The sequence below is a fragment of the Paenarthrobacter sp. CM16 genome (assembly GCF_013179505.1).
Taxonomy (GTDB): domain Bacteria; phylum Actinomycetota; class Actinomycetes; order Actinomycetales; family Micrococcaceae; genus Arthrobacter.
This window is the reverse complement of sequence record NZ_JABMCX010000160.1, coordinates 1-11252: the sequence shown is the minus strand read 5'-3', so window position 1 is coordinate 11252 and position 11252 is coordinate 1. Positions and strand designations below refer to the sequence as shown.

The 11252-nt window shown below is 63.8% G+C and carries 11 protein-coding genes; 7 read left to right on the top strand and 4 right to left on the bottom strand.

Translation table 11 applies throughout. The annotated features are described in order from the left end of the window. The first annotated feature begins 125 nt into the window (after nucleotides 1-125). From HP499_RS14600 to proC, 3 genes are all read left to right on the top strand, one after another. Nucleotides 126-1250 carry a Ppx/GppA phosphatase family protein gene (locus HP499_RS14600; protein ID WP_172324848.1) on the top strand — a complete coding sequence of 375 codons (1125 nt, stop codon included), beginning with the start codon at nucleotides 126-128 and terminating at the stop codon, nucleotides 1248-1250. Nucleotide 1251: 1 nt separating this feature from the next. Beyond that, on the top strand, nucleotides 1252-2085 hold the full coding sequence (locus HP499_RS14595; RefSeq protein ID WP_172324846.1) for a sugar phosphate isomerase/epimerase: 834 nt from the start codon (nucleotides 1252-1254) through the stop codon (nucleotides 2083-2085). Between the two features lie 309 nt (nucleotides 2086-2394). Further along, nucleotides 2395-3225 (top strand): pyrroline-5-carboxylate reductase, encoded by an 831-nt coding sequence (gene proC / locus HP499_RS14590; RefSeq protein ID WP_172324844.1) that lies wholly within the window; start codon nucleotides 2395-2397, stop codon nucleotides 3223-3225. Nucleotides 3226-3301: 76 nt separating this feature from the next. On the opposite strand, the gene HP499_RS14585 is transcribed toward proC, so the two are convergent. Further along, nucleotides 3302-3940: a TrkA family potassium uptake protein gene (locus tag HP499_RS14585; protein ID WP_011775951.1), complete on the bottom strand. Its 639-nt coding sequence runs from the start codon at nucleotides 3938-3940 to the stop codon at nucleotides 3302-3304. 40 nt (nucleotides 3941-3980) lie between these two features. Further along, complete coding sequence (locus tag HP499_RS14580) at nucleotides 3981-5414, bottom strand: TrkH family potassium uptake protein (protein ID WP_172324842.1); 1434 nt, start codon at nucleotides 5412-5414, stop codon at nucleotides 3981-3983. A 103-nt stretch (nucleotides 5415-5517) separates the two neighbouring features. On the opposite strand from HP499_RS14580, the gene HP499_RS14575 reads away from it, so the two are divergent. Further along, entirely contained in the window at nucleotides 5518-6744 is a 1227-nt protein-coding gene (locus HP499_RS14575; protein WP_172324840.1) for an acetoin utilization protein AcuC, read from the top strand. Nucleotides 6745-6761: 17 nt separating this feature from the next. Here the strand turns inward: HP499_RS14575 and HP499_RS14570 are convergent, their stop codons facing one another. Next, entirely contained in the window at nucleotides 6762-7238 is a 477-nt protein-coding gene (locus HP499_RS14570) for a hypothetical protein (protein ID WP_172324838.1), read from the bottom strand. 156 nt (nucleotides 7239-7394) lie between these two features. Between HP499_RS14570 and HP499_RS14565 the strand changes: the two genes are divergently transcribed. Together HP499_RS14565 and gdhA are read left to right on the top strand one after the other, a co-directional pair. Next, nucleotides 7395-7958 (top strand): helix-turn-helix transcriptional regulator, encoded by a 564-nt coding sequence (locus HP499_RS14565; protein WP_172324836.1) that lies wholly within the window; start codon nucleotides 7395-7397, stop codon nucleotides 7956-7958. Between the two features lie 207 nt (nucleotides 7959-8165). Continuing rightward, nucleotides 8166-9503 (top strand): NADP-specific glutamate dehydrogenase, encoded by a 1338-nt coding sequence (gene gdhA, locus HP499_RS14560; RefSeq protein ID WP_172324834.1) that lies wholly within the window; start codon nucleotides 8166-8168, stop codon nucleotides 9501-9503. Nucleotides 9504-9581: 78 nt separating this feature from the next. Here the strand turns inward: gdhA and HP499_RS14555 are convergent, their stop codons facing one another. Next, nucleotides 9582-10925, bottom strand: a complete 1344-nt coding sequence (locus HP499_RS14555; RefSeq protein ID WP_305849745.1) for an alpha-hydroxy acid oxidase — start codon at nucleotides 10923-10925, stop codon at nucleotides 9582-9584. 90 nt (nucleotides 10926-11015) lie between these two features. On the opposite strand from HP499_RS14555, the gene HP499_RS14550 reads away from it, so the two are divergent. Next, the coding region (locus HP499_RS14550; protein WP_172324832.1) for a FadR/GntR family transcriptional regulator at nucleotides 11016-11252 on the top strand (237 nt) is incomplete at its 3' end.

Genomic DNA, 11252 nt, shown 5'->3' with positions numbered 1-11252 from the left:
AAGCGTGCAGATGAAGCAGGGGAGCCCACGGAATAGCGGGTGCCCAAACCGCCGGACACCAATCCGACGGCGAAACGTCGCCGCCAAGTTGCTTCACGGCCTTGGAATCGGTGAATAATGGCAGAATGCGTCTTGGCGTTCTAGACATCGGTTCCAACACCGTCCATCTGCTTCTTGTGGATGCTCACCCGGGCGCGCGTCCGGTGGCTTTCGCCTCCCACAAGCGTCCCCTGTCCCTGGTGCAGTACCTCGACGGTGATGGCAACATCAACGACGCCGGCCAGCACGAGCTCATCGAGTTCGTGCTGGAAGCCTGGGAGTTTGCCGCCAGCCACAAAGCGGAGGACCTCCTGGCGTTTTGTACCTCGGCCATCCGCGAGGCCACCAACGGTCCGGAAGTCCTGGCACGGGTGAAGCACGAAACCACGGTCACCCTTCAGGAACTGACGGGCAGCGAAGAAGCATCCATGACGTTCTTCGCCGTCCGCCGTTGGTATGGGTGGGGCGCAGGTCCCATCCTCGACCTGGACATTGGTGGCGGTTCCTTTGAAATGGCGTATGGAACCGATGAACTTCCCGAGTTCGCCACCTCGGTTCCCCTGGGTGCCAGCCGGCTGACACGGGATTGGCTCCACGATGATCCTCCGACAGCCAAGAGCGTCAAGGAACTGCGGCGCTACATCCGTTCCACGCTGAAGCCGGTGGTCCGCAACTTCCACGAGCTGGGCCGTGCGAACCTGGTGGCCGGTACCTCCAAGACCTTCCGGTCGCTGGCTCGCATCGCCGGCGCAGCCCCGAGTGCTGCTGGACCCTATGTGAAGCGCGAGCTCCACGCTGCGGACCTTGGCCTGTGGGCCCAGCGAATTTCAGCCATGACGGTGGAGGACCGCCTGTACCTGCCGGGCGTCTCGGATGCACGGGCACGGCAACTGCTGGCAGGCGCCCTGGTGGCCGAGGCTGCGCTGGAGCTCTTCGAATTCCCCACCATGGAAATCTGCCCGTGGGCACTGCGGGAGGGCCTGATCCTGCGCCGGCTTGACCAGCTGGTGTTCGAAGATGCCCTGGATCCCGCGCCGCATGTGGGCAAGCGCAAGAAGGACAAGTCCAAGAAAAAGGCAGCCAAGGAAGCCGCCAAGGTTTCCGAGGATGAAGACGAACCCCACCCCGGGTTTAAAGAATTCCCGGTCCCTGTCAACACACCGTCCCCCACCCCCATCCCAGCCCCTGTGGCAGGCGGGCTGGCCTCCTGAGATGAGCAACGACGTCGAACCTGAAGTGAATGACCGCCAGATTCCCGTGGCGCTGTCCAGCGCGTCCGTGTACCCGCTGAGCGTCCACGACGCCTTCGCTGTGGCGCAAGACCTGGGATACGAGGGCGTGGAGGTGATGGTCACCAACAATGCCGTGAGCCAGAATCCTGACGCCCTGATCCAACTGAGCCACCGGTACCACCAGGAGATTGTCTCCATTCACGCGCCCACTTTGCTGCTGACGCAACAGGTGTGGGGCACCGCGTGGAACAAGATCGAGAAGTCGTGCCAGATGGCCGCCGACGTGGGGTGCGACACCGTGGTGGTCCACCCGCCGTTCCGCTGGCAGTCCAACTACGCCGAGAACTTCGTGGAAGGCGTCCGCGAGATCGCAGCCATGTACCAGGTGCATATTGCCGTGGAAAACATGTACCCTTGGCGTGTCCGTGGCCGGGAAGCGGTGGCGTACCTGCCGCACTGGGATCCCCTGGGACAGGATTACGACGACGTCACGTGGGACTTCTCGCACGCTGCCACTGCCGGGGCCAACAGTTTGGAAGCCATCAAGGCGCTGGGCAGCAAGCTTCGGCACGTCCACCTCACGGACGGTTCAGGCTCTGGAAAGGACGAGCACCTGGTGCCCGGCACCGGAACGCAGCAGTGCGCGGACGCACTGCAGCACCTGGCGTCCACTGGGTTTGACGGCGTAGTGGTGGCAGAAATTTCCACCCGGAAGGCCAAGGTTGCCGGGGAGCGCGAGGAAATGTTGGCAGAAACCCTGCGCTTCGCGCGGCAGCACCTCAGCGCACCGTCGCTGCGCAGCGTAGAGAAGTAACGGCGTCGAGCCCTGTCCTGGCACTTGTTCGCCTGACGCGCCCTTCAACGGTGTGTCAGGCGAACAACTGCGGGGTTGGTCGCTTAAAAGCGAAAGCACCGGCGGTCGAATCGGGAAATGGGGGAAAACCCGCCCGGCCACCGGTGCTTGTGGCGGACATCCCCATGCCCGCCTCATCACTCGCACCCTCAATGAGGTAACTACTAAGTTACGGACCAACAATGAGTGCTGCCTGCAATAACCTTGGGAGCAAGCTGGGAATCTGGATTTCGTTAGACCCCGTCCGAGGCCAACTGCAATGATGGAGCCATGAGCAACCGAATCGCATTCCTTGGCTGTGGATCCATGAACGAGGCAATCCTGGGCGGCCTGCTTGCCGCCGGGACCGACCCGTCTGACATCGTCGCAACCGTCCGCCGTGCAGAACGAGCCGATGAACTCGCCCAGCGCCACGGGGTCATGGCCATCGCCGGCGAGGAGGAGCCGGATAACAACAAACTGGCCACCACGGGCTCCAGCATGGTCATCCTGGGGGTCAAGCCGGTAGGCATTTTGGACCTGGCCCGGGAGATCAGCCCGGCGTTGGGTAAGGACATCATTGTTGTCAGCGTGGCTGCGGCAGTCTCCATCGCCCAGCTCGAGGCCGCACTGCCGGACGGGCAGCCGGTGATCCGCACCATGCCCAACACCCCCTCACGGCTGGGGCGGGGCGTCATCTCAGTCTCCCCGGGAACGCATTGCACGCCTGAGCAGCTCGAAACGGCCAAGAAGGCGTTTGCCGGGGCCGGTACTGTGGTCCAGATTCCGGAAGAACAGGTTGACGCGCTGTCCGCCATCAGCGGTTCCGGGCCCGCCTACGCGTTCTACCTCGCCGAAGCCATGGCTGCGGCAGGCGTCGAGCTTGGCCTGGACCAGGAGCTCTCCGTCATGCTCGCCCGCGAAACGGTGGCCGGTGCCGGCTTCATGTTGGCCGAACCGGGAGCAGATCCCACCGCGCTTCGCGTCGCTGTCACCAGCCCCAAGGGAACCACCGAGCGGGCCATCATGGCTTTCGACGACGGCGGGATCCCCAGGATCATTGCCGACGGCGCCCGCGCCGCTGCCGCCCGGGCAGCAGAAATCACCAAGCAGCTCGGCTAACCTCGGAGTTTTTGTACAGCTAACGCCCCTAAGAGCGCGTCTAAAGGGCGTTAGCTGTACAAAAACTCCATCCCGGTTACGGGCGCGCCGCGAAGCGCTCCAGCAGGTCCACGTGTCCGGACACGATCAACATGTCGTGGCCGGACACTTTGGTTTCCGGCCGGGCGTACGTGAAGTCCTCACCGGGTGTTTTCACGCCGACAATCGTCACGCCGTACTTGGAGCGGACTTTGGATTCCTCCAGGGTGAAGCCCACTGTTTCCTTGGGCGGGTACATCTTGACGATCGCGTAGTCGTCGTCGAACTCGATGAAGTCCAGCATGCGCCCGGACACCAGGTGGGCGGCGCGGACGCCTGCGTCGGCCTCCGGATAAATCACGTGGTTGGCACCAATACGGGTGAGGATCTTGCCGTGCGAGGGCGTGATCGCCTTGACCCACAGGTGCTGGATACCGAGGTCCACCAGGTTCACGGTGATGAGCACCGAGGACTCGATGGACGTGCCCACGCCGACCACGGCCGAGCTGAACTCCTGGGCTCCGAGCTGGCGCAGGGCATCGATGTTGGTGGCGTCGGCCTCCACCACGTGGGTGAGGACGGGCGCCCACTTTTGGACCAAGGTGCGGTCCCGTTCGATGGCCAGGACCTCACGGCCTTGCTTGACCAGCTGCTCAGCGGTGGCGGATCCGAACCGGCCGAGGCCAATGACCAGCACTGGTGCGTTGTGTGCGGGGCGGTTGGCGGCCCCCGTGGTACTAGCCAATGATTGGCCTCTCTTCCGGGTAGTGGTACAGCTGGCTGCGTTGGCGCAGTGCCAGTCCCGCAGCAAGGGTTACGGTGCCCACGCGGCCTGCAAACATCAAGGCTGTCAGGACATAAACGCCCGACGGCGGCAGCTCGGCACTGAGGTTGGTGCTCAGTCCCACGGTGGCGAAGGCGGAGATGGATTCGAAGAGCACCCGGTCCAATGACGCTCCGCTGATGGAGAGCAGCAGGAACGCGGCCACCGACACCAGTGTGGCGCCGGCAACGATCACTGAGATGGCCACGCGCATGGTGCCCTGGGGGATGGTGCGGCCGTAGACTTTCACGTCGGCGTCGCCGCGGGCTTCGGCCATGATGGCAAGGAACATGACGGCGATGGTGGTCACCTTGATGCCGCCGGCCGTGGACGCCGAGCCGCCACCGGCAAACATGAGGGCATCGGTGAGCAGCATGGTGGTGGATTCCATGTGGTTCTGGTCCACCAGGTTGAATCCGCCGGACCGGGTCATGACGGATGCGAACAGCGAGTGCGTGATCTTGTCGCCAAGGTCCATGGTGCCGATGGTCCGCACGTTGTCCCACTCCATCAGGCCCCAGAGGACCGTGCCCGCGGCGAGCAGGATGAAGGAGACCTGGATGGTGAGCTTGGTGTGGAGGTTCCACTTCTTCCAGTTGAGCCCGTTCTGCTGGAGCACCATCACCACAGGGAAGCCGAGGCTGCCCAGGAACACACCCAACATCAGCGGGATGAGGATCCACAGATCGGTTTCGTAGGGAACAATGCCATCGGAGTGAGGCGTGAACCCGGCGTTGTTGAACGCAGAAATCGAATAGAAGACTCCGTGCCACACGGATTGCCAGAAGCTCTCGCCGAGCACCATGAAGCGGGGGATCAGCACGATGGCCAGGGCGGCTTCAATCACCACCGAGGTCACGATGACGATCCGGAGCAGGGTACCCACTTCACCGAGCCGGCCCGCGTTGTTCATGGCTTCCTGGGCGATCAGCTTGCCGCGTACGCCCAGGCGCTTGCTGACCATGAGCGCCAACAGCGAGGCCAGGGTCAGCGTGCCAAGGCCACCCACAAAGATGCCTATCAGGATCACCAGCTGGCCAAAGAAGGTCCAGTGGGTAGCTGTGGAAACCACCGTCAACCCGGTGACGCACACTGCGGAGACCGCCGTGAACATGGACTGGTGCAGGGGCGTCACAGTGCCGTCCGAGGAAGCCGCCGGCAGGGACAACAGGCCCGTGAACACCAGGATGACCACGGCGAAGACGGTCAACGCCAAACGGGCAGGGGAGGTGTTGGCAATGTTGTCGATGAAGTCGCGCACGCGGGTGAAGATCCACAGACCTTCCCGCTCCTGCTGGTTGGGTTGCCAGTTGGTCGGGCTCGTGGACCGCGACTGGCTTTGAGACATGGCGCTCTTCCTCGGTTGAAACAAGCTTTCCTGAGTAGTAAACCACTATTCCCGCGGCGTAACCGGGCGGTAGGGCCTGCCAGGCTCAGGTAGCCTGTTCTGGATGAACTCCAGGCTTGGGACTACGGCTTCCAGCATTACCCGCTCCGCACTGCCAACGACGGTGGTGTGGGACGCAGCCATGACTGCCTACAATTTTGGTCCCGGCCACCCCATGGCTCCGCAGCGGCTCGAACTGACGGCACGGCTGGCCGAATCCTTGGGCCTGTTCGACCACCAGCACGTGGCCGTCGAGGCACCGGCTGTGGCAACCGACGTCGAACTTCAAACGGTGCACAGCGCCGGCTACGTGGAGGCTGTCCGACGCGTCAGCGAGGACCCGTCCACGCCCGAGGAAAGCCGCGGCCTGGGCACGGAGGACGATCCCGCGTTCGCCGGCATGCACGAGGCAAGTGCCCGGCTTGCCGGTGGCTCGTTGCTGGCCGCTGACACCATCCTTTCCGGAAAGGCCGTCCGTGCCGTGAACTTCAGCGGCGGCATGCATCACGCCGCTCGTGAAAAGGCCAGCGGGTTCTGCGTCTACAACGACGTCGCCATGGCCATCCAAAGGCTGCTCGACGGCGGTGTGCAGAGGATCGTCAGCATCGACGTCGATGCCCATCACGGCGACGGGACGCAAAGCATCTTCTGGAACGATCCGCGCGTGATGACCATCAGCCTGCACGAAACGGGCCTCACCCTTTTCCCCGGGACCGGCTTTGCCAACGAAACCGGCGGACCGGATGCGCCCGGAACGGTGGTCAACGTTGCCCTCCCTGCTTTTACCGGTGACGCGGGGTGGCTGCGCGCGTTCCACGCTGTGGTTCCGCAGCTTGTGGGTGCGTTCCAACCGGAAGTGATTGTCAGCCAGCACGGCTGCGATTCGCACAGGGACGATCCCCTGACGCACCTCACGCTCAGCGTCGACGGACAGCGTGAGGCGGCATCCGCCGTCGCAAGCCTCGCCGCCCGGTACTGCGACAACCGCTGGATCGCTACCGGTGGTGGCGGATATGACGTCACCGGCGTTGTGCCGCGCGCCTGGAGCCACCTGATCGGGATGGTGACCCAGCGCCCGGTGCCGCTCAGTACGCCTGTGCCCGAAGCTTGGCGGACGTATGTGCGCGAAACGTACGGCGTGTGGGCGCCGGAGTCCATGGGCGACGACGTAGACGTGTGGTGGCGCTCCTGGGAAGTTGGCTACGACCCCGCGGACGAAGTGGACCGGACGGTCATTGCTACGCGCAAGGAAATTTTCCCCCTGTACGGACTGGACCCTTGGTTCGACTGACGCTTCGCTCCCACAGGCTACGGCCCGGTCCTCTCCGTCTGGAAAACCACCCCGGCGGCCCCCACCAGCCAACCGAGCAGCGAGAGCGCGAACGCACCGATGAGGTCCGTGGACGCCTGCCCCTTGAAGAGCCACAGCACCAGGACCAGCATGCCCATGGTCATGTAGACCATGATCGCGAAGATCACCCGCCCGGATAGCCTCGTAGCCACGTCGGCCGGGCTGACCAATGGACTGGGAGCGCCGGCGTCGGCATTGTCACGTTTAACCTCCGAAATGGTGAAGCCCAGGGCCGATGCCGTCAGCGAACTCAGCGACGTGGCGAGGACTCCCGCGGCGGTCACCAACGCGCCGTTCAACTCCGGGGCTTCTGCAGTACCCGTGGGCACCCATGTCCCCACCCGCACCAGGACAGTGGTCCACACGAGGACAAACAAGGCGAGGAACACGCCAGCAATGATGTCAAAGATGCGACGCCGGAAAAATTCAGTCATGGCCATGACCCCGTGCTTGTGGCGGCCGGGGCCTGGGAGCCCGGACGGACCGTGTCTCCGTTGTAGCATCGGCCCACCAAAGGGTCAACGATTTGGTACCAGTCGCGGCACGAAACAGGGATGCCAATTGGCGTATATGTCGCTAGGGTGGGAGGCATGGTGACTGACGACGTATTTGCCGTCATAGCTGAGGCAACCAGACGCGACATCCTGGTCTCCCTCCGCTCTGGGGATAAAGCAGTAGGCGAACTGGTGGAAGAACTGGCTGCGAGCCAGCCCACAATCTCCAAGCATCTGAAGGTGCTCCGCGAGGCTGACCTCGTCAGCATGCGCGCGCAGGGCCAGAAGCGCTTCTATGCCCTGAATCCCAAGCCGCTTGCCGGCGTCGCGAGCTGGCTTGAAACGTTCGACGTCGGAACCGCGGCTCCCGCCGTCGTCGTGCCTTCTGCAGCGGGGCCTTCCACCGCTGCCGCGGACGTGCCCGCCGCTGTGGCTCCCGCCGAAGCCGCCGTCGCGTCAGTTCCCAACCGTGCCGACGCTATTGGCCAGGCCGTGAAGGTCCACGCGAGTGGAACGCCAGTCTCCCTTGACCCGGCGTCCGATGACACCGTTCCCCAGCAGATTGGCCGCACCGTAGGCCGCGCTGCCACTAAGGCTGCTGACCTCTTGGCGAACCTTCCGAACTTGCCCAACCTTCCCAAGTTCGGCCGTAAGCGGTAGCAGGGAACCACTTAACGTGATCCTCATCACATTGTGAGTTTTTGTTTACCCTGCGTTTCCTTGTGTTTTCAACGATTTTCTACAGTTGTGTTAACTCCTTGGTGAGGGTCACATTGTCTCCGGATGGAGATCCCATGTCCCTCGGTGCAACCATGGGCGGGACTAATCGTCTCGCCGCGGGTCGGCGCACTGAGGATAGGAACACGCATGGATTCAAGGCTCGAAGCTGTCCGCGACACCGTGTTGGCACGGAATCCGGGGGAGAAGGAATTCCACCAGGCCGTCACTGAGGTCTTCGAAAGCCTTGGCCCCGTTCATGATCGCCACCCGGAGTTCCTCGAGGGCGCGGTCTTGGAGCGTCTGTGCGAACCTGAGCGCCAGATCATCTTCCGTGTTCCGTGGACCGACGATTCCGGCCGCGTCCATGTGAACCGCGGCTTCCGGGTGGAGTTCAATTCCGCCCTCGGTCCGTACAAGGGCGGGCTCCGCTTCCACCCCTCGGTGTACCTGGGAATCGTGAAGTTCCTCGGCTTTGAGCAAATCTTCAAGAATGCGCTCACCGGGATGCCCATCGGCGGCGGCAAGGGTGGCTCGGACTTCGATCCCCGTGGACGTTCCGATGCCGAAATAATGCGCTTCTGCCAGTCCTTCATGACCGAGCTGTACCGGCATATCGGCGAGTACACCGACGTACCCGCCGGCGACATCGGCGTGGGCGGCCGGGAAATCGGCTACCTCTTTGGCCAGTACAAGCGAATCACCAACCGATACGAATCGGGAGTCCTCACGGGCAAGGGCATCTCCTGGGGTGGCTCGCTGGTCCGGCCTGAGGCCACCGGCTACGGCACGGTGATCTTCGCCCAGGAGATGCTCAAAACCCGAGGCCAGTCCTTCGACGGCCAGCGCGTGGTGGTCTCCGGTTCCGGCAACGTTGCCATCCACGCCATCGCAAAGGCGCAATCACTCGGAGCCACCGTAGTAGCCTGTTCCGATTCGGCCGGTTACATCGTGGACGAGGCGGGGATCGACGTCGAGCTTCTGAGCCGGATCAAGGAAGTGGAGCGCGGGCGCCTCACCGAGTACGCCGCACGCCGCGCCGGTGCCAACCACGTTTCCGGCGGTTCCGTGTGGGACGTCAACGGCACGGTGGCTTTGCCCTGCGCCACCCAGAACGAGCTCGACGGCGAGGCCGCCGCCAAGTTGGTCAGCAACGGCCTGATTGCGGTGGCCGAGGGCGCCAACATGCCCTCCACCCGTTCAGCTGTGTCCGTCTTCCAGGAGGCCGGGATCCTGTTCGGCCCCGGCAAGGCCGCCAATGCCGGTGGTGTTGCTACCTCTGCCCTTGAAATGCAGCAGAATGCCAGCCGCGATTCCTGGTCCTTCGAGCACACCGAACAGCGCCTTACTGAGATCATGGTGGGCATTCATGATCGCTGCGCCGCAACGGCAGAGGAATACGGTGCGCCCGGAAACTACGTGGTGGGCGCCAACATCGGCGGCTTCGTCAAGGTTGCCGATGCGATGCTGGCCCAGGGCTTGATCTAACCCCTTACCCAACTGAGTAACAGCACCTGTCGCTATGGAGGTCCATTGCGACAGGTGCTGTTACCTGCATGGGGACTTTTAGCGCTGGAGCAGCCGCACGTGGTCCGGGTTCAGGTCCGCCACCTTGCTGACGCCCAGCAGCGCCATGGTCCGGGTCATGTCCTTCTCCAGGATCTGGATGGTGCGGTCCACGCCTTCGCGTCCGCCGGCCATGAGGCCGTACAGGTAGGCCCGGCCGATCAAGGCAAAATCAGCGCCCAGAGCCAGTGCCGCCACGATGTCCGCGCCGCTCATGATGCCCGTGTCCAGCATGACCGCGGCCTTGCTGTTGTCCGCCTTAAGTGCCGTGGTGACCTCCGGCAGCAGGTGGAACGGGATGGGTGCGCGGTCCAGTTGGCGTCCGCCGTGGTTGGACAGGATGATGCCATCCGCGCCGTGGTCTACAACGCGGCGGGCGTCTTCAACGGTCTGGATGCCCTTGACCACCAGCTTGCCCTTCCAGGTTTCGCGGAGCCAGTCCAGGTCCTCGTAAGTCAGGGTGGGGTCGAACATCGAGTTGATGAGGTCCGCCACGGTACCGGTGTAGCGGGAGAGCGAAGCGAAGGTCAGGGGCTCGTGGGTGAGGAAGTTGAACCACCAGGCCGGACGGTATGAGGCATCCAGGACGGTCTTGATGGTCAGGGCCGGCGGGATGGTCATGCCGTTGCGGACGTCGCGCAGGCGGGCGCCCGCCACGGCGGTGTCCACGGTGACCATGAGGGTGTCGTTGCCGGCTTTGGCGGCGCGTTCGATCAGTTCCAGCGAGCGGTCGCGGTCCGTCCAGAGGTAGAGCTGGAACCAGTTGCGTCCGTTGGGAGCGGCAGTGGCGACGTCCTCGATGGACGCGGTGCCCATGGTGGACAGGGTGTAAGGAATTCCGGCAGCTTCAGCGGCCTGCGAGCCTGCGTACTCGCCCTCGGACTGCATCATGCGCGTGAAGCCGGTAGGTGCGATGCCGAACGGCAGGCGTGATTCCTTGCCCAGGATGTCCGTGCGGAGATCGATCTTGGAGACGTCGCGCAGGATGCCGGGGCGGAATTCGAGGTCTTGGAACGCCTGCCGCGCGCGGCGGAGGGTGATCTCTTCTTCGGCAGCGCCGTCGGTGTAATCGAACGGTGCCTGCGGGGTGCGGCGCTTGGCGATGTCGCGGAGTTCCCAGATGGTGCTGGCGCGCTTGAGCCGTGCGGTCTTGCTGAACTCGGGCTTCTTGAACTGCATCAGCGGTGCCAGGTCCGACACCTTGGGAACGCGGCGCTTCAGTGCCGGAGGCACCACGGACGGGAGCACGACGGCGGGGCGCGGCTGCTGCTGGCGGGTTACGTTTTGATCGCTCCCGGCATTAGCGGGCGCTGCTGTGATCTTGGGGTCGAGGGTGTCGGTCATGCGGTTCTCCCTTGAATTCTGAGGTCCTGCCTCTGTGGTCTAACCACACTGTAGGCCATGTGGTCGGACCACATCAACTAGTATTCCGTTATGCGTACCCACGAGTTGGTCCTGCAATGGATCGAGAAGCAGTTGTCCGATGGAGACCTTGCCCTCGGCGGCCGGCTGCCGGGTGAACGTGCCATGGCCGAGCAACTGAAGGTTTCCAGGACATCCGTGCGCGAGGCCGTCCGGATCCTTGAGGCCATGGGCGTGGTCCGCGCGGGGGTGGGTTCGGGCAAGGACGCCGGGACCGTGGTCATCGCCGAGCCCGGCTCTGCGCTGGGT

Coding starts and splice junctions, on each gene's coding strand:
- HP499_RS14600 (WP_172324848.1), top strand. CDS start 126: ATGCGTCTTGGCGTTCTAGACATCGGTTCCAACACCGTCCATCTGCTT.
- HP499_RS14595 (WP_172324846.1), top strand. CDS start 1,252: ATGAGCAACGACGTCGAACCTGAAGTGAATGACCGCCAGATTCCCGTG.
- proC (WP_172324844.1), top strand. CDS start 2,395: ATGAGCAACCGAATCGCATTCCTTGGCTGTGGATCCATGAACGAGGCA.
- HP499_RS14580 (WP_172324842.1), bottom strand. CDS start 5,414: ATGTCTCAAAGCCAGTCGCGGTCCACGAGCCCGACCAACTGGCAACCC.
- HP499_RS14575 (WP_172324840.1), top strand. CDS start 5,518: ATGAACTCCAGGCTTGGGACTACGGCTTCCAGCATTACCCGCTCCGCA.
- HP499_RS14570 (WP_172324838.1), bottom strand. CDS start 7,238: ATGACTGAATTTTTCCGGCGTCGCATCTTTGACATCATTGCTGGCGTG.
- HP499_RS14565 (WP_172324836.1), top strand. CDS start 7,395: ATGGTGACTGACGACGTATTTGCCGTCATAGCTGAGGCAACCAGACGC.
- gdhA (WP_172324834.1), top strand. CDS start 8,166: ATGGATTCAAGGCTCGAAGCTGTCCGCGACACCGTGTTGGCACGGAAT.
- HP499_RS14555 (WP_305849745.1), bottom strand. CDS start 10,925: ATGACCGACACCCTCGACCCCAAGATCACAGCAGCGCCCGCTAATGCC.